This is a genomic window from Tenebrionibacter intestinalis (assembly GCF_016632365.1).
GTDB classification, from domain to species: Bacteria; Pseudomonadota; Gammaproteobacteria; order Enterobacterales; family Enterobacteriaceae; genus Tenebrionibacter; species Tenebrionibacter intestinalis.
In genome coordinates this window covers 18621-42668 of the sequence record NZ_JAEPBH010000002.1, presented here as the reverse complement: position 1 = coordinate 42668, position 24048 = coordinate 18621, and the positions used below count along the sequence as shown (strand labels likewise).

The 24048-nt window shown below is 55.6% G+C and carries 20 protein-coding genes and 1 riboswitch; of the genes, 9 read left to right on the top strand and 11 right to left on the bottom strand.

Annotation, left to right across the window (positions count from 1 at the left end; all coding sequences use genetic code 11):
• Positions 1-2: 2 nt before the first annotated feature.
• The 11 genes from mraY to leuO all read right to left on the bottom strand — a co-directional run bounded on the left by mraY (position 3) and on the right by leuO (position 12890).
• Complete coding sequence (gene mraY / locus JJB97_RS01165) at positions 3-1085, bottom strand: phospho-N-acetylmuramoyl-pentapeptide-transferase (RefSeq protein WP_238711972.1); 1083 nt, start codon at positions 1083-1085, stop codon at positions 3-5.
• On the bottom strand, positions 1079-2437 hold the full coding sequence (gene murF, locus JJB97_RS01160; protein ID WP_238711971.1) for a UDP-N-acetylmuramoyl-tripeptide--D-alanyl-D-alanine ligase: 1359 nt from the start codon (positions 2435-2437) through the stop codon (positions 1079-1081). The genes mraY and murF overlap by 7 nt, the downstream gene beginning before the upstream one ends.
• On the bottom strand, positions 2434-3921 hold the full coding sequence (gene murE, locus JJB97_RS01155; RefSeq protein ID WP_238711970.1) for a UDP-N-acetylmuramoyl-L-alanyl-D-glutamate--2,6-diaminopimelate ligase: 1488 nt from the start codon (positions 3919-3921) through the stop codon (positions 2434-2436). The genes murF and murE overlap by 4 nt, the downstream gene beginning before the upstream one ends.
• The gene (locus JJB97_RS01150; RefSeq protein ID WP_238711969.1) at positions 3908-5677 is read right to left on the bottom strand and encodes a peptidoglycan glycosyltransferase FtsI; all 1770 of its coding nucleotides are present in this window, start codon (positions 5675-5677) and stop codon (positions 3908-3910) included. Before JJB97_RS01150 ends, murE begins: the two co-directional genes overlap by 14 nt.
• A gap of 32 nt (positions 5678-5709) precedes the next feature.
• Entirely contained in the window at positions 5710-6075 is a 366-nt protein-coding gene (gene ftsL / locus JJB97_RS01145; RefSeq protein WP_238711968.1) for a cell division protein FtsL, read from the bottom strand.
• Positions 6072-7019 (bottom strand): 16S rRNA (cytosine(1402)-N(4))-methyltransferase RsmH, encoded by a 948-nt coding sequence (gene rsmH, locus JJB97_RS01140; protein ID WP_238711967.1) that lies wholly within the window; start codon positions 7017-7019, stop codon positions 6072-6074. Before rsmH ends, ftsL begins: the two co-directional genes overlap by 4 nt.
• The gene (mraZ, locus tag JJB97_RS01135) at positions 7019-7477 is read right to left on the bottom strand and encodes a division/cell wall cluster transcriptional repressor MraZ (RefSeq protein WP_238711966.1); all 459 of its coding nucleotides are present in this window, start codon (positions 7475-7477) and stop codon (positions 7019-7021) included. The genes rsmH and mraZ overlap by 1 nt, the downstream gene beginning before the upstream one ends.
• Positions 7478-8023: 546 nt before the next feature.
• On the bottom strand, positions 8024-9028 hold the full coding sequence (gene cra / locus JJB97_RS01130; protein ID WP_238711965.1) for a catabolite repressor/activator: 1005 nt from the start codon (positions 9026-9028) through the stop codon (positions 8024-8026).
• A 340-nt stretch (positions 9029-9368) separates the two neighbouring features.
• Positions 9369-9860: an acetolactate synthase small subunit gene (ilvN, locus tag JJB97_RS01125; protein WP_238712075.1), complete on the bottom strand. Its 492-nt coding sequence runs from the start codon at positions 9858-9860 to the stop codon at positions 9369-9371.
• Between the two features lie 2 nt (positions 9861-9862).
• Complete coding sequence (gene ilvI / locus JJB97_RS01120; protein ID WP_238711964.1) at positions 9863-11587, bottom strand: acetolactate synthase 3 large subunit; 1725 nt, start codon at positions 11585-11587, stop codon at positions 9863-9865.
• Between the two features lie 358 nt (positions 11588-11945).
• The gene (gene leuO, locus JJB97_RS01115; protein WP_238711963.1) at positions 11946-12890 is read right to left on the bottom strand and encodes a transcriptional regulator LeuO; all 945 of its coding nucleotides are present in this window, start codon (positions 12888-12890) and stop codon (positions 11946-11948) included.
• A gap of 563 nt (positions 12891-13453) precedes the next feature.
• Here leuO and leuL point away from each other — a divergent pair.
• From leuL to thiQ, 9 genes are all read left to right on the top strand, one after another.
• Positions 13454-13540, top strand: a complete 87-nt coding sequence (gene leuL / locus JJB97_RS18685) for a leu operon leader peptide (RefSeq protein ID WP_399197906.1) — start codon at positions 13454-13456, stop codon at positions 13538-13540.
• A 91-nt stretch (positions 13541-13631) separates the two neighbouring features.
• Positions 13632-15200, top strand: coding sequence for a 2-isopropylmalate synthase (leuA, locus tag JJB97_RS01110; RefSeq protein WP_238711962.1), 1569 nt, complete (start codon positions 13632-13634; stop codon positions 15198-15200).
• Position 15201: 1 nt separating this feature from the next.
• Entirely contained in the window at positions 15202-16293 is a 1092-nt protein-coding gene (gene leuB / locus JJB97_RS01105; RefSeq protein ID WP_238711961.1) for a 3-isopropylmalate dehydrogenase, read from the top strand.
• Positions 16294-16295: 2 nt separating this feature from the next.
• Entirely contained in the window at positions 16296-17696 is a 1401-nt protein-coding gene (gene leuC / locus JJB97_RS01100) for a 3-isopropylmalate dehydratase large subunit (RefSeq protein WP_238711960.1), read from the top strand.
• A 10-nt stretch (positions 17697-17706) separates the two neighbouring features.
• On the top strand, positions 17707-18312 hold the full coding sequence (leuD, locus tag JJB97_RS01095) for a 3-isopropylmalate dehydratase small subunit (RefSeq protein ID WP_238711959.1): 606 nt from the start codon (positions 17707-17709) through the stop codon (positions 18310-18312).
• Positions 18313-18696: 384 nt separating this feature from the next.
• The gene (sgrR, locus tag JJB97_RS01090; protein ID WP_238711958.1) at positions 18697-20355 is read left to right on the top strand and encodes an HTH-type transcriptional regulator SgrR; all 1659 of its coding nucleotides are present in this window, start codon (positions 18697-18699) and stop codon (positions 20353-20355) included.
• A gap of 190 nt (positions 20356-20545) precedes the next feature.
• Positions 20546-20642: riboswitch (TPP riboswitch) on the top strand.
• Positions 20643-20683: 41 nt separating this feature from the next.
• Positions 20684-21667, top strand: a complete 984-nt coding sequence (gene thiB, locus JJB97_RS01085; RefSeq protein WP_238711957.1) for a thiamine ABC transporter substrate binding subunit — start codon at positions 20684-20686, stop codon at positions 21665-21667.
• A complete protein-coding gene (gene thiP, locus JJB97_RS01080; RefSeq protein ID WP_238711956.1) occupies positions 21643-23253 on the top strand; it encodes a thiamine/thiamine pyrophosphate ABC transporter permease ThiP in 1611 nt (536 codons plus the stop codon). Before thiB ends, thiP begins: the two co-directional genes overlap by 25 nt.
• A complete protein-coding gene (thiQ, locus tag JJB97_RS01075) occupies positions 23237-23938 on the top strand; it encodes a thiamine ABC transporter ATP-binding protein ThiQ (protein ID WP_238711955.1) in 702 nt (233 codons plus the stop codon). The genes thiP and thiQ overlap by 17 nt, the downstream gene beginning before the upstream one ends.
• Positions 23939-24048 lie beyond the last annotated feature (110 nt).

Sequence of the window (24048 nt, the reverse complement as noted above, 5' to 3'; positions counted from 1 at the left end):
GATTAACGCACCTTCAGCGTCGCCAGGCCAATCAGCACCAGCATCAGCGAAATAATCCAGAAGCGCACGATAACGCGCGGCTCCGGCCACCCTTTGAGTTCATAGTGATGGTGAATCGGCGCCATGCGGAAAATACGCTGGCCGCGTAGCTTAAACGACCCAACCTGGAGAATGACCGACAGCGTTTCCACAACGAACACGCCGCCCATAATCACCAGCAGGAATTCCTGGCGTAGCAATACGGCAATAATCCCGAGCGCGCCGCCAAGCGCCAGGGAGCCGACATCCCCCATAAAAACCTGGGCCGGGTAGGTGTTAAACCACAGAAAACCCAGACCGGCCCCGACAATGGCGGTGCAGACAATGACCAGTTCGCCTGCGTGGCGCAGGTAGGGAATATGCAGATAGCTGGCAAAATTCATATTGCCGGTCGCCCAGGCTACCAGCGCGAAACCCGCGGCCACCAGCACAGTCGGCATAATCGCCAGGCCATCCAGGCCATCCGTCAGGTTTACCGCGTTGCCGGTACCGACAATGACGAAATAAGCCAGCAGAATGTAGAAGATGCCAAGTTGCGGCATAACGTCTTTAAAAAACGGCACGACCAGTTCAGTAGCGGGCGTATCCTTGCCGGTGATGTAGAGCGCAAAGGCGACAATCAGCGCGATAAGCGACATCCAGAAATATTTCCAGCGGGCAATCAAGCCTTTCGTATCTTTGCGCACAACCTTACGGTAATCGTCCACAAACCCTACAATGCCATAGCCTACCAACACAAACAGCACGCACCAGACATAAGGATTGGACGGATAGGCCCACATCAGCACCGACACCACGATAGCGGTAAGGATCATTATTCCGCCCATTGTTGGCGTACCGCGCTTGCTGAAGTGCGATTCGGGACCATCGTTGCGCACAACCTGGCCGAAAGACAGCTCCTGAAGACGGGCTATCAGACGCGGCCCCATCCACAGTGAAATTCCCAGAGCCGTCAGCAGACTCACAATGGCGCGAAACGTCAGATACGAAAAAACGTTAAAGCCGGAGTAATATTTGACCAGGTGTTCGGCCAGCCAGACTAACATGTAACCTTCTCCTTTAGTGCGCAAACAACCTCTTCCATGGCGGCGCTACGTGAACCTTTCACTAAAATTGTCATAATAGCGTGCTCATCAAGCAGCGCTTTCAGGCGCGCGATGAGCGCTTGTTTATCATTGAAATGCTCACCTACGCCGCTTGCGCGACTCAGGTTTTCACTTAACGTTCCCACGCTCAACACACGGTTGATGCCTGCTGCACGCGCCGCCTCGCCGACCTCGCGATGACACGCCCGCGCCTGTGCGCCCAGTTCAGCCATATCGCCCACCACCATGACGCGGTAGCCCGGCATTTGTGAAAGCACCTGCACGGCAGCCGTCATGGAGCCCACGTTCGCGTTATAGCTGTCGTCAAGCAGCAACCGGTTTTCCGCCAGTTGAACAGGGTAAAGGCGCCCCGGCACAGCCTGTAGCCCGGCAAGCCCTTTTTGCACCGCGTCATGAGGCGCGCCTACCGCCATTGCCAGCGCCGCTGCCGCCAGCGCGTTTGCAATATTGTGACGCCCCGGCAGCGGCAGCGTAACCGCGATATCCCCGGAGGGCGTGCGCAAAGTAAAATGTGTACCCTGCGTGGTAATACGAATATCGGTAGCGGTGAAATCGCTGTCGGCGGCGTTTGGCGAGAAACGCCAGGTTTTACGGTTGCCGATAATCGTTTTCCAGTTCAGCCAGTCATTATTGTCGGCATTAATAATCGCGATACCGTCTTCCGGCAGGCCGGTAAAAATTTCGCCTTTCGCCTTCGCAACGCCTGCCAACGAACCGAAACCTTCCAGGTGCGCGGCAGCGAGATTGTTAACCAGCGCGGCTTGCGGGCGCGTCAGGCCCACAGTCCAGGCAATTTCTCCCTGATGGTTAGCGCCAAGCTCAATAACGGCAAATTCATATTCCGGCGTCAGGCGCAGCAGCGTCAACGGAACGCCAATATCATTGTTCAGGTTACCTGCGGTATAGAGCGTATTACCGCACTGACGCAAAATGGCTGCGGTCATTTCCTTTACCGACGTCTTACCGGAAGATCCGGTTAACGCCACCACGCGGGTTGGCACCTGCTGGCGCACCCATGCGGCCAGGCGACCGAACGCCAGGCGCGTGTCGTCAACTAAAACCTGCGGCGCGTCAATGTCCAGCAGCCGGCTTACCAGTAACGCGCCCGCGCCGCCCTGTATGGCCTGCCCGGCAAATTCATGGGCATCAAAACGCTCGCCTTTAAGCGCAACAAACAGACAGCCCGGCGTAAGTTTGCGCGTATCGGTCGCCACGGCCTCAATATCATTCCCGGCGCCGTGCAGCCGGCCCTCAACCACGCGGGCAAGCTGCGTCAGAGAAAGGCGAATCATGCCGTCACCCCCAGCAGGCGCGCAGCGGTGATGCGATCGGAGTAATCAAGGCGGCGGTTGCCAACAATTTGATAATCTTCGTGTCCCTTACCGGCAATCAGCACAACGTCATCTTCTTTCGCCTGCATAATGGCATTGGTCACCGCTTCAGCGCGGCCGGCAACCACATGGGCGCGACCGGCATCAAGCATACCGGCCAGAATATCTTTTACGATAGCGCCCGGCTCTTCGGTGCGCGGGTTATCATCTGTTACAACGATAATATCGGCGCACTCTTCAGCAATGGCGCCCATCAGCGGGCGTTTGCCCTTATCGCGATCCCCGCCGCAGCCAAACACGCACCACAGTTTCCCTTTACAATGCAAACGCGCGGCCTCCAGCGCTTTTTGCAGCGCATCCGGCGTATGGGCATAGTCCACCACTACCGTGGGTTTGCCGGGCGCGCTAAAGACTTCCATACGCCCGCAGACCGGTTGCAGCCGCGCGGCGGTTTGCGTGAGCTGCGCCAGCGGATAATCCAGCGCCAGCAGCGCCGCCAGCGCCAGCAACAGATTACTGACGTTAAACGCCCCCATCAAACGGCTATCGATCTCGCCATCGCCCCAGCTTGAGCTAAAGCGCACGGTTGCGCCGCGATCGTGATAGTCAATGGCGGTCGCTTTCAGCCAGCGTTTATGCGCAACACAAGCGTGAGCATTCTCTACAGACACGGCTACAGCATCCGGCAGTTTCGCCAGCCAGCGACGCCCCACATCGTCATCGGCGTTGATAATGGCCTGACCGCAGTGGTGTTCTGAAAAAAGCCGCCATTTGGCGTCTTCGTAGCGCGCCATATCGCCATGATAGTCAAGGTGATCGCGGCTAAGGTTTGTAAATACGCAGGCTGCGAATTGCAGCGCCGCCACGCGGTGCTGCGCCAGGCCATGCGAAGAGACTTCCATCGCGGCAAACGTCGCGCCTTGCCCTGCCAGGTTAGCGAGCGCTTGCTGAACATCAACAGCAGAACCGGTGGTATTTTCTGTAGGCGCGACGTTGCCCAATAGCCCGTTGCCTACCGTACCCATGACCGCGCTCGTCTCTCCCAGCCGCTGCGCCCACTGTGCTATTAACTGTGTGGCTGTGGTTTTACCGTTGGTTCCGGTTACGCCGACCAGACGCAAACGCTGCGACGGCTGCTGGTAAAAACGGCCCGCCAACGCAGACAAACGCTGCTGCAGTCGCGCCAGATAAATCACCGGCACGCCATGCATTTCACGAATTTCACCATCGTTAGCTTCACCTTCCGCTTGCGCCACCACGGCAGCCACGCCCTGCGCTATCGCCTGCGGGATATACCGACGCCCGTCCGCCTGATGTCCCTTAACAGCGACAAAGAGATCGCCCGACGCCGCCACGCGGCTGTCGAGCGCCATTTCACGCAGAGCCCGCTCCGGCGCAGAGGGCGCCCACGGAGCGAGGAGGTTATGCAAATTACGATCTGCCACCTGTTCTCTCACCTTGATTAATCACAAATTCACTCTTCTCACCCGACGTCAGCGCATCGGGTTGAATGTTCATTGTGCGCAGGACGCCACCCATAATGGCGCCAAAGACCGGCGCGGAAACCGCGCCGCCGTAGTACTTACCCGCCTGCGGATCGTTGATAACCACCACCAGCGCAAAACGCGGGTTACTGGCGGGCGCAACGCCTGCGGTGTAGGCAATGTATTTATTAATGTATTTACCGTCCGGCCCCACTTTTTTCGCCGTGCCGGTTTTAATAGCAATGCGGTAGCCCTTGATGGCGGCTTTTACGCCGCCGCCGCCCGGCAGCGCCACGCTTTCCATCATATGCACTACCGTGCGCACAATTGATTCAGGGAAGACGCGTTCACCGGGCACCGGCGGGTCAACTCTGGTAATAGAGAGCGGCCGGTAAATGCCATAGCTGCCTATCGTTGCGTAGACGCGCGCTAGCTGTAATGGCGTGACCATTAGCCCGTAACCGAAAGAAAAGGTGGCCCTCTCTATGTCAGACCACCGTTGTTTATGAGGATATAAGCCACTGCGTTCACCAACCAACCCTAAATTGGTTGATTTTCCCAATCCAAAACGTTGGTAAGTATCCACTAATGCCGAGGATGGCATCGCTAACGCCAGCTTAGAAACGCCAACGTTACTCGACTTCTGTAGAATCCCGGTCAGGGTTAATTCACTATAACGTGCCACGTCTTTGATTTCATGGCCGTTGATTCGATAAGGCACGGTATTCAGCACGCTATTTTCGCGCACTACGCCACGCTGCAAAGCCGTCATGACGACCATAGGTTTTACCGTCGAACCCGGTTCAAACACGTCGGTAATCGTGCGGTTGCGCATCACCTCTTTCGGCGTACCGGCAAGGTTGTTCGGGTTATATGACGGGCTGTTGGCCATCGCCAGCACCTCACCCGTGTTAACGTCCACCAGCACGGCGCTGCCAGACTCCGCCTTATTGAACGCCACGGCGTTGTTCAATTCACGGTAAACCAGCGCCTGCAGGCGTTCATCAATACTCAGGGCAAGGTTGTGCGCGGCCTGGCTGTCTTTTGAGGAAATATCTTCAATAACGCGTCCATAGCGGTCTTTACGCACGATGCGTTCGCCAGGCTGGCCGGTTAGCCACTTATCAAAGCTCTTTTCAACCCCTTCGATACCCTGGCTGTCAACGTTGGTAAAACCGATGAGGTGAGCGGTCACTTCTCCGGAAGGGTAATAGCGACGAGACTCCTGCCGCAGATGAATACCCGGCAATTTAAGCTTTTTAATGTAATCGCCAATGTCAGGATTTACCTGACGCGCCAGATAAATAAAGCGCCCTTTCGGATTCGCATTCACGCGCGCAGCCAGTTGATCCAGCGGCAGCTTAAGCGTATCAGACAGCGCTTTCCAGCGATTATCAAGGGTGATGCCGCCTGCGTCGTGCAGCTCTTTCGGATCGGCCCACACGGCGTTAACCGGCACCGATACCGCCAGCGGCCGCCCGGCGCGGTCGGTTAACATCCCGCGTGATGTCGTCACTTCCTGTACGCGCAAAGAACGCATATCGCCCTGGCGCACCAGCATATCGGGGTTGATGATTTGCAACCAGGCCGTGCGCCCGAGCAGGAACAACAGCGCCAGCAAAATGCAGCCGCACAGCAACGCAAACCGCCAACTAACAAAGTTGGCCTGTTCCTCCTGTCGCTTGTGTTTGAGCGTTTTCGCCGCTGCTGCTTTCATCGTTCGCTTTGTTCCTTATTGCCGAAACGGTATTACTTCTGCACTACAATATTTTCCTGCGACGGATCGACATGCTGCATCTGCAGTTTATCTGTCGCAACGCGTTCTACCCGGCTGTGGTCAGCCAGCGCGTTTTCTTCAAGAATCAGGTTACGCCATTCAATATCCAGCGCGTCGCGCTCCAGCATGAGCTGCTCGCGCTGCGCGGTCAGCAGGCGGGTATGGTGCGCGGTTGTAACGACAAAAATGGCGGTAATGATAATGGCAACAAAAAGGCAGAGCGGCATTTTCCCGTGTCGCAACAAATCGCTGCCGATAACGCCAGGCAAAGCATGACGTTCGTTACTGCCAATAGTCCCTGTCACTTTGCTCAGGGTTTGCGCCACCCGGCTAATCATGCCGCATCTGTCCTTTCTGCAATACGCAGCACTGAACTACGGGCGCGAGGGTTTTCGCCAACCTCCGCTTCACCCGGCATCATTTTGGTAATAATTTTCAGTTGGCGGCCGCCCAACTGGCTGAGCTGCGCTTCTGTCATCGGCAACCCCGCCGGTACCTGTGGGCCACGGCTGCATTCACGCATAAAGCGCTTCACCAGCCGATCTTCCAGCGAGTGAAAGCTGATAATCGAAAGCCGCCCGCCGGGGGCCAGTACATCCAGCGCGCTTTTTAGCGCAAGCTCTATCTCTTCCAGTTCGCTGTTAACCCAGATGCGTATCGCCTGGAATGTTCGGGTTGCGGGGTGCTTATGTTTATCTTTCACCGGCGTTGCCGCAGCCACAACTTCCGCCAGCTCACGCGTGCGCGTCATTGGCGCTTCACGATTACGCTCAACGATGGCGCGCGCGATACGCTTTGCGAAACGTTCTTCTCCATAAGTCTTCAGTACCCAGGCAATATCGGCCTCTTCCGCCGTTTGCAGCCACTGGGCCGCGGACTGCCCGCGGCCTGGGTCCATACGCATATCCAGCGGGCCGTCACGCATAAACGAGAAACCGCGCTCAGGATCGTCAAGCTGCGGTGATGAGACGCCAAGATCCAACAAAATGCCGTCGATCTTGCCAGTGAGGCCGCGCTCGCCAGCGTATTGCGCAAGCGCTGAAAAAGGACCATGCACGATAGAAAAACGTGGATCGTTTATTTCCTGCGCGGCAGCCACCGCCTGCGGATCGCGATCGATAGCCAATAGCCGCCCGTTCTCTCCCATCCGGGAAAGAATCAGACGCGAATGCCCGCCGCGGCCAAAGGTGCCGTCAATATAGTTACCATCCTGGCGTATATTCAGGCCAATAACAGCCTCATCAAGCAACACCGTAGTGTGTTTAAAATTTTCTATCGTCATTACAATGACAAATCCTGCAGTCGCTCAGAAAGCCCAAAGGCTGAGGACTGCTCAGCGTCGATATCTTCCGTAACCTGTTGATGCCAGGTCGCTTCATCCCACAGTTCAAATTTATTGAACTGCCCAACCAGCATCACTTCTTTTGTCAGCCTGGCATGCTGCCTTAATACCGGCGCCAGCAACAGGCGGCCTGCGCTGTCCATCTGGCATTCGCAGGCATGCCCCAGGAGCAGCCGCTGTACCCGCCGTTCTGCGGGATTCATGCTGGACAGCCGCGCAAGTTTTTGTTCTATCACTTCCCACTCAGGAAGCGGATAAAGCAACAGGCATGGGTGATGGATGTCAATGGTGCAAACCATTTGACCCGATGCATTCTCAACAAGCTTGTCCCGATAACGGGTTGGCACGGCTAACCGTCCCTTGCTGTCGAGATTGACTAACGTCGCCCCACGGAACATGTCCGCTTCATCCTCTCATGCCCCTTTTCTCCACTTTACCCCACAAATTCCCACGCAAAGAAGTTTACGGAGCGGAGGAAAACCTTGTCAAGCCAGCATCCGAATTAAGTCGCGGTAAAAAAGGTTTGTAGCCGATAAAAAAGAGCCAAAAAGAAATCCATCATTTCATTGCGGCAAAATTAACACGCTGAATAGTTATAAGAAAAAGGTAAGCAGATATCAGGTTTATAAATAAAATGGCGAATAAAAGAGGAGTGAAAAACATGCCCACTTTGCGACGCAGGCTGCATTTTAAGGCAATTGCCCGGAGAAGAACAGCGCCGCAAAGCCCCGTGTGGCGGCAAAAGCGAAATGTCCAGAGGAGAATACTGTTTTAAATGTCAACTTTATGTCAGGAGATGTAATAAAATAATTTTTTAGTATGTCAGGATTTTTAAATCCAGATTTTTGAATAAAATTTTCGCGTACTTAGATTTAGCTGAGTATTTTAAATTCATCGTAAAAAGAATAGTCTTAAATATCAGGCGACTTGTGTCGCCCTGATAATTAGGCGCGGCTTAAATTACCGCGCCGCCACAGATTACGTTTGATGCGCGTTAAACCCGGCTTTGGTTTACGCGGTTCATCAAGGCTTGCCAACACCAGCTCCAGCACGCGCTCTGCCACGTCACGGTGGCGCTGGGCAACAGCCAGCACCGGGCACTGGAGAAAATCAAGCAGTTCATGATCGCCAAACGTCGCAATAGCCAGATCCGGCGGTAAGGCTCCCTCACGGCGTAGCGTAACGTCCATTACGCCCTGCAACAGCGCAAACGAGGTTGTAAAAAGCGCCTGCGGCATCGGATTATCTTTCAGCCAGCGCTCAAACAGAGCGCTCGCAGCCTCACGCTCGTAACTGTCTGCATATAAAAATTGAATCTCCCGCGGATCGTCTTTCCAGGCGGCACGAAAACCCTGCTCGCGTAAAAAGCTCACCGACAACTCCGGCAACGCGCCCAGGTACAGCACCCGCTGCGCCGGGAATTTACGCAGCTCTGCGGCCAGCATTTCAGCATCCTCCCGATCGGCGCCGACTACGCTGATAAAATGTTCGCGATCCAGCGCGCGATCCAGCGCGATGACAGGAAACGCGCCGTTGGCCCAGCGCTGATAAAAGGGGTGTTCAGGCGGCAGCGAAGTCGAGACAATAATAGCGTCTACCTGGCGCTGCAACAGATGTTCCACGCAACGCATTTCATTATCCGGCTGATCTTCTGAACACGCGATGAGCAACTGGTAGCCGCGCTGACGCGCCTGACGCTCAAGGTAATTGGCAATACGGGTATAGCTGGTGTTTTCAAGGTCGGGGATAACAAGGCCAATCGAGCGAGTGCGCCCCGCACGCAAACCTGCCGCTACAGCGTTGGGATGATAGTTATGCTCTCGCACGACCGCCATCACCTTTTCAACCGTTTTATCGCTAACACGATACTGCCGGGCTTTGCCATTAATGACATAACTCGCCGTTGTGCGGGAAACGCCGGCCAGACGCGCAATTTCATCCAGTTTCACAGGTGCCTCTTCCAGAATCTGATATACGGTAACCTTAACCATGTAAAAATACAGGTTATAACTTTTAACAATCTAAACGCAGAATAATGGGCAGAGCAACCGCTTTCAAATCTACCGCTCCACGTTTCCAAAAAAAACCGGCATTATTGCCGGGCCTGGGGTGATGGCAGGGGGGGGGACAGGAACGGGATTTTATCTTCCTTATCGCTATCGGATACAAATCAACGCGTTGATTTCACAAATTTATTCCCTTTTCTGACCAAAGCCGCGCGTATCGGCGTTTGCCGACAGCCTCAGCCCGGCGCTATTGCCGGGCCTGTGGGCTGGCGCAAATGCTGCGCTAGCGCATGATTTTATCGCCTCGCGCAAGGCCAACAACGCCAGAGCGCGCCGCTTCAACGATTTTTGCCACATCGCGGATCGCAGTAAGGAAGGCGTCCAGTTTTTCGCTGGTACCGGCAAGCTGAACAGTGTAATGGCTGGGCGTAACGTCGATTATCTGCCCACGGAATATTTCCACGCTACGTTTTACCTCTTCGCGGCCATAGCCGCTGACCTGCACCTTCACCAGCATGATTTCACGCTCAACGTACGCCCCCTGGCCAAGCTCGCTCACCCGTAAAACATCCACCAGTTTGTGCAGTTGCTTTTCTATCTGCTCAATCGTTTTCTCATCGCCCACAGTTTGAATGGTCATACGCGAGAGCGTGGGGTCCTCAGTTGGCGCAACCGTCAGGCTTTCAATATTGTAACCACGCTGGGAGAACAGGCCCACCACGCGCGACAGCGCGCCTGATTCATTTTCCAGTAAGACAGATAATATCCGGCGCATAATCAGGTTCTCTCCGTTTTGCTCAGCCACATTTCATCCATTCCCCCGCCGCGTACCTGCATGGGGTAGACATGTTCCGTACCATCCACGGTTACATCCACAAAAACCAGCCGCCCGGCGCGAACCTGCTCCAGCGCTTCACTGAGCTTGCTTTCCAGCTCCTGCGGTTTAGCGATATTAATGCCTACATGCCCATAGGCCTGCGCCAGGCGTACAAAGTCCGGCAGCGACTCCATGTAAGACTGGGAATGGCGTCCTGAATAGATCATATCCTGCCACTGCTTTACCATGCCGAGATAGCGGTTGTTGAGATTAAGCACCAGCACAGGCAGCCCATACTGCAGCGCGGTAGATAACTCCTGAATATTCATCTGGATACTGCCGTCGCCCGTTACGCACACGACCATCTCGTCCGGCAGCGCCAGCTTGACCCCAAGCGCTGCGGGCAAACCAAAGCCCATAGTGCCAAGCCCGCCCGAGTTAATCCAACGGCGCGGCTTATCAAATGCATAATGCAGCGCCGCGAACATTTGATGCTGACCCACGTCGGAAGTGACATAGGCATCGCCGCCGGTCAGACGATAAAGCGTCTCAATAGCCGCCTGGGGCTTAATCGTTCCACTATTGCGTTCAAATTTAAGACAATTGCGCGCACGCCACTGTTCAATATGCCGCCACCAGTCGCAGATATCATCTGCAGGCTGCGTCTGCGCTTCCAGTTCAAGCAGCTCCAGCATCTGTTGCAGTACCTGACGGGCATCGCCGACGATAGGCACATCGGCGGTAACGGTTTTGGAAATAGAGGCGGGATCGACATCAATATGCAGCACCGTCGCATTCGGGCAATACTTCGCCAGATTATTGGTCGTGCGGTCATCAAAGCGAACGCCGATCGCAAAAATCACATCGGCGTTATGCATTGCCATATTCGCTTCGTAAGTTCCATGCATCCCCAGCATGCCAAGCGCCTGTTTATGCGTACCGGGAAACGCGCCAAGCCCCATAAGCGACGAAACAACCGGCGCATTCAGGCGTTCTGCCAGCGTTTTCAACTCATTGTGGCAACCCGCGCTTATCGCCCCGCCGCCTACGTACATAAGCGGTTTTTTTGCCGCCGCCAGCGTATGCAGCGCGCGTTTAATCTGCCCTTTATGGCCCTGCGTCGTCGGGTTATAAGAGCGCATACTGACGGTTTGCGGCCACAGATAAGGCAATTTATTGGCCGGATTGAGGATATCTTTCGGCAGATCCACCACAACAGGACCGGGGCGGCCGCTTGCAGCCAGCCAGAAAGCCTTTTTCAGTACGGTGGGGATATCTTCTGTTTGTTTGACAAGAAAGCTATGCTTCACCACAGGGCGGGAAATTCCCACCATATCGCACTCCTGGAATGCATCATAGCCAATCAGCGATGTGGCGACCTGGCCGGACAGCACCACCAGCGGGATAGAGTCCATATACGCCGTGGCAATGCCGGTAATGGCGTTGGTCGCGCCCGGGCCGGACGTCACCAGTACGACCCCCACTTCGCCGGTCGCACGCGCAAGCCCATCTGCCATATGTACCGCCGCCTGTTCATGACGAACCAGCACATGATCGATACCGCCAATGGTATGTAGCGCATCGTAAATATCCAGCACCGCGCCCCCCGGGTAGCCAAATATTTGCTTCACGCCCTGATCAATGAGAGATCGCACGACCATCTCGGCTCCTGACAACATCTCCATGCTTTGCCTCCAGGCTCTGTTATTGACTGGCGACAGAGACTCTGTACGCCGTCCGGCTTGGCCCCGCGCCAGCCCGTTTGTCCCCCTAACATAACCGCTGAAAATGAGGCAGGCAATGCGCTGTGTCGGCCTCATACACACCATTTATGGCGGTTGATGGCCCGTCATCCCCCTTTCCGCCAGGTAATAACCCGACATCAAGCAAATTTTATGAATTTTAATTCCATAAAATAAGGAAAAATCAGCACGATATATAAATATTCATGATATTTATTACGACATAGCGAAATACACACTTAGCGACAGCATAATCGTTCACAATAAAAGGCATATAGCAGGTAATTATCCTGCGTTAATGTTAACGGCGGCAGGCGCTGATGAGCATTTCCTGCATCCAGCGGTGCCCCTTATCGCGTCCTGCCGCTGCATGCCAGCATAAATAACTACGTCGATGCGCCAGTTTTAGCGGTAGCGGCAATACGGTAAGATCGAGGCTTAGCGCAAATTCCTCCCCGAGCCAACGCGGCGCAATCGCAACAAGATTAGTCTGTGAAACCACATTTAATACACTGGTCATCGCCATACCTTCATAGGCGGCGACGCTGCGTTTTTCCGGCGTGTCATACCAGGGAGCGCTAAATGAAGCGAAGCGATCCAAAGACACAACGGCATGCTGCTCTTTATAAATATCACGCTCACGATTAAGATTATTCAGCCTTGGATGAGAATTCCCAACAATCAACGCCATTTCATCATAAAACAGCGGAACATAGGTAAACTCTGCGCCCGAAAGCTCATCATAGGAAATAACAAAACCCGCCTCCTGCTGGCGTATCTGCTGTTCAATATTTTGATTGAATGAAGTGGTAAACTGTAAATGTATATTAGGCGCAACATTCTTTACAGAATTATAAATAATCGACATCAGCAAATTAACAAGCGGGCTACAAATACAAAGATGAAATACGCGTTCGCTGGTCTGGGGCTGGAAAGTGGCAGCCGGCAATTCATTCTGTATGAGCTGCAGCGCCTGGCGCGTTGATTCAAACAAGCGCCACGCCCGCGGCGTAGGCTGTATTCCGCGCCCAAAACGGACAAACAGTTCATCTTCAAATATGACCTTCAGGCGGGCAATAGCATTGCTCACGGCTGGTTGAGACATTCCCAGCATCTGCGCTGCGCGCGTGATATTTTGCAGTTGCATCACCGCGTCAAACACAGTTAAAAGGTTAAGATCCACCGCTCGCAAGTGCGATTTTAATCCCCCGGCAACATCCAAAACGTCTGGTTGATTGTCAGACATAGGTTCCCCACTTACCTTAAGCTGCCATTCCTTTTAATATGGTAAAACGTTGCCACACGCATAATTACATAAACAAAAACTGACTGGCGTATTAGGCCTGAGGCCTTGTTATAAAGTATATTGCCGTGCCATATGTTCGTTAGGGCGTTACTTACCGCTTTGCTGTAACGTTGCCGCACAGAAGCGCAATGCGATAAGAGCATAAATTTCTTACGTGTACAATTCATTCAGCTTATAAATATTGTCCTGCGCCACATAATACAAATAAATAGTTATTCTGCTAACAGGAAAATGCAACCTGCTTAAATATTGCCCGCCCCGCCAACACCCGCTTCGCTATTGCTAATAAACGCAGATATGCGTTTATTACGACAATAAAAAATGTGATAAACATCATAAACAGTAAGTCACGCTATTATTCTCCCGTTATACGGTATTTTCATCGAGATTAAATTTCCTTTCGCAGACGCTGCCGGACCGTAAGTTTTTATAAAGAGGTTGACAGGACACGGGGAATTCAAGTACCACTAGTGTTATCGCTGAGTTTGATTCGAGGTTTTCTCATGTTCAATATTGTTCGCCTGGCTGGCCTACTACTACTAAACGCCTTTACTGTGCGCGGTAGTCTGGTGGGCAAAGCCGAACGTTGAGAACGCCTTCCGGAATGATAAAAACCCGCGCCGCTGCGCGGGTTTTTTTATGCTCGATGCAGGGCGCTTAAGCAGAACAAGGACCCAAACCATGAGCCAACAAGTCATTATTTTCGATACGACATTACGTGACGGCGAGCAAGCCTTGCAGGCCAGCCTGAGCGTTAAAGAGAAACTGCAAATTGCAATAGCGCTGGAGCGCATGGGTATTGATGTTATGGAAGTCGGCTTTCCGGTTTCATCGCCAGGTGATTTCGAATCGGTGCAATCCATCGCCCGGCAGATCAAAAACAGCCGCGTGTGCGCGCTCGCGCGCTGTGTGGAAAAAGATATTGACGTCGCCGCCGAAGCGCTGCGCGTTGCCGGGGCATTCCGCATTCATACTTTTATCGCCACCTCGCCCATGCACATCGCCACTAAATTGCGCAGCACGCTGGATGAAGTGATTGAGCGCGCAGCGTATATGATTACGCGCGCGCGCAATTATACTGACGATGTTGAATTTTCCTGTGAAGACGCAGGACGCACGCCGATTGAAGACTTAGCCCGCGTGGTTGAAGCGGCCATTAACGCCGGCGCGACTACCGTCAACATCCCTGATACCGTCGGCTACACGACCCCTGGCGAATACGCCAATATCATCTCCTCGTTGTATCAGCGCGTTCCCAACATTGATAAGGCCATTATCTCCGTTCATACCCATGACGATCTGGGCATGGCTGTGGGCAACGCCATCGCCGCCGTGCAGGCAGGCGCCCGCCAGGTTGAGGGGACGCTCAACGGCATAGGCGAACGTGCCGGCAACTGCGCGCTGGAAGAAGTTATCATGGCGATTAAAGTGCGCAGCAAGATGATGAATCTGCATACGAATATCCACCATAATGAAATCTGGCGCACCAGCCAGACCGTCAGCCACATCTGTAATATGCCCGTTCCGGCCAACAAAGCCGTAATCGGCGCCAATGCCTTCGCTCATTCATCCGGCATCCATCAGGACGGCGTGCTGAAAAACCGCGAAAACTATGAAATCATGACCCCGGAGTCTATCGGTCTGAATCAGGTGCAACTGAACCTGACGTCCCGCTCCGGCCGCGCCGCCGTTAAGCATCGTATGGAAGAGATGGGCTACAAAGACAGTGAATACAATATGGACGACCTGTACGACGCCTTCCTGAAGCTGGCGGATAAAAAAGGCCAGGTGTTTGATTACGACCTGGAAGCGCTGGCCTTTATCAACAAACAGCAGGAGGAGCCTGAATTTTTTCGCCTGGATTACTTTACCGTACAGTCCAGCTCCAGCGAAATGGCTACCGCTTCGGTGAAACTCGCCTGCGGCGACGATATTAAAACCGAAGCCGCGACAGGCAATGGCCCGGTTGACGCGGTATACCAGGCCATTAACCGTATTAGCGATTACAACATTGAACTGGTTGACTACAAGCTGGGGTCGAAGGGCCACGGGAAAAATGCGCTGGGCCAGGTAGACATCGTCGTCAATTACCACGATCGCCGTTTCCACGGCGTGGGTCTGGCAACCGATATTGTCGAATCCTCAGCCAAGGCGCTGGTGCATGTGTTGAACAATATCTGGCGCGCCAACGAAGTTGAAAAAGAATTACAACGCAAACACATCAAAGTACAAAATCAGGAAACCGTGTGAGATGTCCAGAAACTATCATATAGCAGTACTGCCGGGTGACGGCATTGGCCCGGAAGTCATGGCGCAGGCCATGAAGGTGCTGGATGCCGTTCGTCAGCGTTTTACGATGCGTATTACCACCAGCGAATATGACGTAGGCGGCGCCGCCATCGACAAGCACGGTATGCCGCTGCCTGCGGCGACCGTGGAAGGCTGCGAACAGGCCGACGCCATTCTGTTCGGCTCCGTCGGCGGCCCCAGGTGGGAGCATCTGCCCCCAGCCGAACAGCCAGAGCGCGGCGCGCTGCTGCCATTGCGTAAGCACTTCAAATTGTTCAGCAACCTTCGCCCTGCCCGCCTGTATCAGGGGTTGGATGCGTTCTGCCCGCTGCGTGCCGATATTGCGGCCAATGGCTTCGACATTCTGTGCGTGCGCGAGCTGACCGGCGGTATTTACTTCGGGCAACCAAAGGGGCGTGAAGGCAGCGGCATGTACGAAAAAGCGTACGATACCGAGGTCTATCACCGTTTTGAAATTGAGCGCATTGCGCGTATCGCCTTCGAATCCGCGCGTAAACGCGGCAAAAAAGTCACCTCCATCGATAAAGCCAACGTACTGCAATCCTCCCTGCTGTGGCGTGAAATCGTCAGTGAAATCGGTAAAGCATATCCGGACGTTGAGCTGACGCACATGTACATTGATAACGCCACCATGCAACTGATTAAAAATCCGGCCCAGTTTGACGTGCTGCTGTGCTCTAACCTGTTTGGCGATATCCTGTCTGACGAGTGCGCTATGATAACCGGCTCTATGGGCATGCTGCCTTCCGCCAGCCTCAATGAGCAGGGTTTCGGCCTCTATGAGCCGGCTGGCGGCTCCGCGCCGGATATTGCGGGCCAAAACATAGCCAACCCAATCGCGCAAATTCTGTCGCTGTCGCTGCTGTTGCGCTACAGCCTGGACGCCGACGACGCGGCGCAGGCCATTGAGCGCGCAATTAATAAAGCGCTGGAAGAAGGCGTGCGCACCCGCGATCTGGCGCGCGACGGCAATACGACCAGTACCGCAGAAATGGGCGATATTATTGCCCGCTACGTAGCTCAGGGGGTGTAATCATGGCGAAGACATTATATCAAAAATTATTTGACGCCCACGTAGTCTACGAGGCGGAGAATGAAACGCCGCTGTTGTACATCGATCGCCATCTGGTGCATGAAGTTACCTCGCCGCAGGCGTTTGACGGCCTGCGCGCCCACGGGCGCCGGCTGCGCCAGCCAGGCAAGACCTTCGCGACAATGGATCACAACGTCTCCACGCAAACCAAAGATATCAACGCCTGCGGCGAAATGGCGCGCATCCAGATGCAGGAACTGATGAGGAACTGCAAAGAATTCGGCGTTGAACTCTACGATCTCAATCACCCCTGGCAGGGCATCGTACACGTCATGGGGCCGGAGCAGGGCATTACGCTGCCGGGCATGACCATCGTCTGTGGTGACTCCCACACGGCGACCCACGGCGCGTTCGGCGCGCTGGCTTTCGGCATCGGCACCTCTGAAGTTGAGCATGTGTTGGCGACCCAAACCCTGAAGCAGGGACGCGCCAGAACCATGAAAATTGAAGTGACGGGAACAGCGGCGCCAGGGATCACCGCTAAAGACATCGTACTGGCCATTATCGGTAAAACCGGCAGCGCCGGCGGCACGGGCCACGTGGTTGAATTCTGCGGTCCGGCAATTGAAGCGTTGAGCATGGAAGGCCGCATGACGTTATGCAACATGGCTATTGAGATGGGCGCAAAAGCGGGCCTGGTGGCGCCGGACGATACCACGTTTAACTACGTGAAAGGCCGCCGTCACGCCCCGAAGGGCCAGGCGTGGGACGATGCCGTCGCTTACTGGAAAACATTAAAAACCGACGAGGGCGCAACCTTTGATACGGTTGTGCGCTTACGCGCCGAAGATATCGCTCCGCAGGTCACCTGGGGCACTAATCCCGGGCAGGTCATTTCCGTTACCGACCGCGTACCGCATCCGGCATCATTTAGCGACCCGGTTGAGCGCGCTTCGGCAGAAAAAGCGCTGGCTTATATGGGCCTTGAAGCAGGCGTCTCACTGCAGGATGTTGCTATTGATAAAGTATTCATCGGCTCCTGTACCAATTCACGCATTGAAGATCTGCGCGCCGCCGCCGCCATCGCCCGAGGCCGCAAAGTGGCGCCGGGCGTGCTGGCAATGGTTGTACCAGGCTCAGGCCCGGTAAAAGCGCAGGCTGAAGAAGAAGGCCTGGATAAAATTTTTATCGACGCCGGATTTGAATGGCGCTTGCCTGGCTGCTCTATGTGTCTTGCGATGAACAACGATCGCCTCAATCCCGGTGAACGCTGCGCCTCCACCAGCAACCGCAACTTCGAAGGCCGCCAGGGGCGCGGTGGGCGCACCCACCTGGTTAGCCCGGCGATGGCGGCGGCGGCGGCAGTCACCGGCCGTTTTACCGACATCCGCGACATAAAATAAGGAGCGCCTCATGGCAGAAAAATTTATTCAGCACACCGGCCTGGTTGTCCCGCTGGATGCCGCAAACGTCGATACCGACGCCATTATCCCAAAGCAGTTTTTGCAGAAGGTCACGCGCACCGGCTTTGGCGCGCACCTGTTCCATGACTGGCGCTTTCTGGATGATAAAGGCGAACAACCGAATCCGGAATTTGTACTTAACCTCCCGCAATACAAAGGCGCCTCCATCCTGCTGGCGCGGGAAAACTTCGGCTGCGGCTCCTCGCGCGAGCACGCGCCGTGGGCGCTGACGGATTACGGCTTTAAGGTCGTTATCGCGCCGGGCTTCGCGGATATCTTCTACGGCAACAGCTTTAACAACCAACTGCTGCCGGTCACGCTAAGCGAAGCGGAAGTGGACGAACTGTTTAAGCTGGCGCAGACCAGGCCCGGCTTCCGCCTTGTCGTGGATCTGGCGTCGCAAACGGTGCAGGCCGGCGAGAAAAGCTATAGCTTCAGCATTGATGCCTTCCGCCGGCACTGCATGATGAACGGGCTGGACAGCATTGGCCTGACGTTACAGCATGAAGACGCCATTGCGGCCTACGAACAAAATCAACCTTCCTTTATGCATTAAACGCCTTCTCTCCTCTCAGCCTGCAGAGGAGGGGGCTTTAAACCTTCTTCCTGCGCGCCGCCAGCCGCAAATTACCCTGTTCATTACGCCCGTAGCGCCCCGCAGACGACGCCGGGCATTATCAGCAACGGTAAAGCGACTTAGCCAAATGACGGCGCATAACGCGTTAACCAAAACGCACGGCGCGCCGGGCATGACGAAAAAAACCAGCAGTAATTTACTGCTGGCGGGTGAGAAGCACCAATACTCAGTCACATACGATGTCTGTTTCAGCCACGCTAAATGGAGATAGTATTTACGCGCCTTCACTTTCATCAGTCGTTGATTGTTGCATAATACAGGGATAGAAAAATTGATGACTTCAGGCACAGGAATTCCCCATTTATGCCATCTAATCGCCTGCAACAACAGTTTATTCGCCTGTGGCAGTGCTGCAACGGGCAGCCGCAGAGCACCACGCTTCACGAGCTGTCAGAAATGCTTAACTGCTCGCGTCGCCACATGCGCACACTGCTTAACGCTATGCAGGAAAAGGGCTGGCTCAACTGGCAGGCGCAGGCCGGACGCGGCAAGCGCTCGCGGCTGGAGTTTCTCTACACCGGTTTGACGCTGCAACAGGAACGCGCCGAAGATCTGCTGGAACAGGACAGGATCGATCAACTGGTGCAGTTAGTGGGCGACAAAGACGCTGTGCGGCAGATGATCGTTTCGCAACTTGGGCGCAGCTTTCGCCAGGGGCGGCATATTCTACGCGTCCTCTACTATCGTCCGTTACAAAATCTGCTCCCCGGCTCGCCGCTACGCCGCTCTGAAACGCACATCGCGCGCCAGATTTTTAGCGGCCTGACGAGAATAAATGAGGAAAATGGGGAACCAGAAGCCGACGTGGCCCACCACTGGCAGCAGTTGAGCGAACGCCACTGGCGCTTTTTTGTGCGCCCGGGCATTCGTTTTCACCACGGGCGCGAACTGGACATGCTCGACGTTATCGCCACATTGCAACGCATTATTACCCTACCGCTGTATGCCCATATTGAACGTGTAGACTCCCCCACCGACTGGACGCTGGATCTGCACCTCACCCAGCCCGATCGCTGGCTGCCGTGGTTAATGGGCAACGTTACGGCCATGATCCTGCCTCGCGAGTGGCGCACTATTCCCAACTTTGCCAGCAAACCGGTAGGCACAGGCCCTTATGCCGTTGTGCGCAACAGCAGCAGCCAGTTACGCATCCATGCTTTTGACGATTATTTCGGTTACCGCGCGCTTATCGACGAAGTGAATTTCTGGGTTCTGCCGGAAATAGACGACGATATCGGCCCTGGCGTTCAGCTTGAAGGCAGCCGTGAAAGTGAAACGGCGATAGAAAGCCGTCTTGAAGAAGGTTGCTACTACATGCTGTTCGACGCCCGCTCGCCGCGCGGCAGAAACCCGCAGCTTCGCGGCTGGCTAAGTCAAATACTTTCTCCGGTCAATGTGATTTATCGTGCCGGCGCAAGCTACCAGCGTTACTGGTTTCCCGCCAACGGCCTGCTGCCGCGATGGCACCACGCAAACCGGGCGCAAAGCCTGGAAAAGCCCGCCGGCCTGGAAAGCCTGACGCTTGCTTACTACCGCGATCACGTAGAGCACCGGGTGCTTGGCGACATCTTCGCGCAACTGCTGGCGGAACAGGGCGTAAAGCTCACTATTGAGGAGATAGATTACGACGAATGGCACCGTGGCGACGCGGTAAGCGACGTCTGGCTTAACAGCGCCAACTTTACGCTGCCTCTGGCGTTCTCGCTGTTTGCACATCTCTACGAAATCCCGCTGCTGCAACACTGCATCCCCGGCGCCTGGCAAAACGATGCCGAAAGCTGGCGCGCCGGAGAGCTGGCGCTGCCGGAATGGTGCCAGCGCTTATTGGCCGACCAAATGATTGTGCCGCTTATCCACCACTGGCTGATGATCCAGGGTCAGCGCAGTATGCGGGGGCTGCGCATGAATACGCTGGGGTGGTTTGATTTCAAATCGGCATGGTTTGCCCCGCCTGAGCCATAGCGGGGGGAGTCGGCGCGCCTCTCCCCTTCGCTGGCAGACCGCAGCGCATAAACGCGATTATCTTTGGCAGGTTGCTTATCGATTGAACGCCGCCGCAGAAAACGTCTCCGCCACAGAAGAAAAACCGGCCCCTTTGACATAACGGAACCTACACACCTTTCTCCTTACGGTTAAACGCTCTACAATACCTCTGTTCTCAACGGGGTGCCGCATGACGCGCGCTGAGATAATACCCGTCGAACCTGATCCGGATAATACCGGCGAAGGGATTTGAGGTCGTTGCTCAGTCGCCTTTGCCTTCTTTTTTTATATCGCCGTGGAGCGCAATGTGCTGAAAAAACTCCTCCCCCTGCTGGCGCTGATTGCCCTGCCAGCCTTCGCCAGGCCGCAATTAACCGTTTACACCTATGATTCTTTCGCTGCTCAATGGGGTCCCGGCCCGGCGGTAAAAAAAGCCTTTGAAGCCCGGTGCGGCTGCGAGCTGAAATTTGTCGCGCTGGAAGATGGCGTTTCACTGCTTAACCGCCTGCGTATGGAAGGTAAAAACAGCAAAGCCGACGTTGTATTAGGGCTGGACAACAACCTGATTGAGGCCGCCGCTCAGACCGGCCTGTTCGCACCGGCAAATATTAACACCACGGCGCTTACCGTCCCCGGCGGCTGGCGCAACGACACCTTTATCCCTTTTGACTACGGCTGGTTCGCCTTCATCTATGACAAAAATAAACTCAGCAACCCGCCGAAAAGCCTCAAAGAGCTGGTTGAGAGCGACCAGAAATGGCGCGTAATTTATCAGGATCCGCGCACCAGCACGCCGGGGCTTGGCCTGCTGCTGTGGATGCAGAAAGTTTACGGCGATAAAGCGCCGCAGGCGTGGCAACAGTTGGCAAAGAAAACCGTTACCGTCACCAAAGGCTGGAGCGAAGCCTGGGGGCTGTTCATGAAAGGCGAAAGCGACCTGGTTTTAAGTTACACCACCTCTGCGGCCTATACGCTTATTGAAGAGCATAAAGACAATATCGTGGCCGCAGACTTTAGCGAAGGCCATTACCTCCAGGTGGAAGTGGCGGCTCGCCTGAAAAACAGCAAACAGCCCGCGCTGGCGCAGCAGTTTATGCAGTTTATGTTATCGCCCGATTTCCAGAACACCATCGCTACCGGTAACTGGATGTATCCGGCCACCGACGCGGCGCTGCCTGCAGGCTTCGACACGCTGGTAAAACCCGCCGCCACGCTTGTGTTTAGCACAGAACGCGTGGCGCAGCAGCGCGCAGGCTGGATTACGACATGGCTGAACGCCGTCAGCCGCTAATTCCCGGCTGGCTGTTGCCGGGGCTTTTCGCCGCCGCGCTGGTGCTGGGCACCGCCCTGGCGGCCATGCTGGCGCTGTGGGCAAACGCCCCTGCCGCACGCGTTACCGACCTGTGGCGCGACAGCTACCTCTGGCACGTGGTGCGTTTCTCTTTCTGGCAGGCGCTACTTTCTGCGCTACTGTCAGCGCTGCCCGCCGTCTGGCTGGCGCGAGCGCTGTATCGCCGTCGCTTCCCCGGTCGTACGCTGCTGCTGCGCCTGTGCGCCATGACGCTGGTGTTGCCGGTGCTGGTAGCCGTATTCGGCATACTGACAGTTTACGGCCGCCAGGGCTGGCTGGCGCAGCTCTCAGCGCTGGCGGGTATCCCGTGGGGATTCTCCCCTTATGGCCTCCAGGGCATTTTGCTGGCGCATCTGTTTTTCAACCTGCCGATGGCGACCCGCCTGCTGCTCCAGGCGCTGGAAAGCATTCCCGCGCAGCAGCGCCAGCTCGCCGCGCAACTGGGGTTACGCGGCTTCGACTTCTTCCGGCTGGTAGAGTGGCCCTGGCTAAGACGCCAGTTCTTCCCCACCGTCGCACTGATATTTATGCTCTGCTTTGCAAGCTTCGCCACCGTGCTGTCGCTTGGCGGCGGTCCGCGCGCCACCACCATTGAACTTGCCATCTGGCAGGCCCTGAGCTACGACTACGATCCTGCCCGCGCCGCGCTACTGGCAATTATCCAGATAATCTGCTGCCTCGGGCTGGTGCTACTGAGCCAGCGCCTGAGCAAAGCGCTGGCCCCGGTCGCCGCCCTATCCCACGGCTGGCGCGATCCGCAGGACAGCCGCATCAGCCGCCTGTGCGATGCGCTACTTATTACGCTGCTGTTGCTGCTGATAGTGCCGCCGCTGCTGGCGGTTATTGTGGACGGCATCGGCAACGCCCTGCTGGGCCAGTTGCGCAACCCCGCGCTGTGGCAGGCGGCCTGGACCTCGTTACGCATAGCCATTGCCGCCGGGCTGCTGTGCGTTACGCTGACGGTGATGCTTTTGTGGAGTTCACGCGAACTGCGGCTGCGCCAGCGCGCGCTGGCCGGGCAGGCGCTGGAAATGAGCGGTATGCTGATTCTCGCCATGCCGGGGATCGTGCTGGCGACCGGCTTCTTCCTGTTGCTGAACAATAGCGTGGGTCTGCCGCAGTCAGCGGACGGCATCGTTATTTTCACTAACGCGCTGATGGCCATACCGTATGCGCTTAAGGTGCTGGAAAATCCCATGCGCGATCTGGCCGCGCGCTACGCCCCGCTATGCCAGTCGCTGAATATCCGCGGCATTAATCGCCTGCGGCTGGTGGAACTACGCGCCCTACGCCGCCCGCTTGCTCAGGCGCTGGCGTTTGCCTGCGTACTGTCGATTGGCGATTTTGGCGTCGTCGCGCTGTTTGGCAGCGAAAACTTTCGCACCCTGCCGTTTCTGCTTTACCAACAAACCGGCGCTTACCGCAGCGCCGACGGCGCCGCCACCGCGCTGCTGCTTTTGCTGCTGTGCTTTATGCTCTTTACCGTAATGGAGAAACTTCCCGGACGCCATGTTGACGCTGACTGATATCACCTGGCTTTACCAGAACCTGCCTATGCGCTTTAGCCTACAGGCCGCACGCGGCGAGCGGCTGGCCATTCTCGGCCCAAGCGGAGCTGGCAAAAGCACGCTGCTTAGCCTGATTGCAGGCTTCCTTCAGCCCGGCAGCGGCACCCTCCTGCTTAACGGTGCGGATCACACCCATACACCGCCTGCCGCGCGTCCGGTATCGATGCTGTTTCAGGAAAACAATCTTTTCGCCCACCTTAGCGTGCGCCAGAATATCGGGCTGGGGCTAAATCCAGGACTGCGGCTCAACCAGGCCCAGCGCGACGAGATAGAGGCTATCGCCGGGCAAATGGCAATTGACGGGCTGCTGGACAGGCTGCCCGGCGAACTGTCCGGCGGCCAGCGTCAGCGCGCGGCGCTGGCGCGCTGCCTGATTCGTCAGCAGCCGTTGCTTTTGCTCGATGAACCTTTCTCCGCCCTCGATCCGGCGCTACGCCAGGAGATGCTTGCGCTGCTTGATGAGATCTGCTCATTACGGCAGCTAACGCTGTTAATGGTTTCGCACAGCACAGAAGACGCGATAAAAATCGCACCGCGTAGCGTAGTGATAGTGGACGGGCGCATCGCCTGGGACGGTGAAACGCAAACGCTGTTAAGCGGCGAGGCCGACGCGTCATCGCTGCTGGGAATTCGCCCGCGCTAAGCGCCTTTTGAGACTGCTGACAAACCCCATCCTGTCGCAGACTGGATGGATGAAACACAATAAAAAAATAAGGGAAATCAAAACATTGATTTTCGCCTGCTTACCACAAA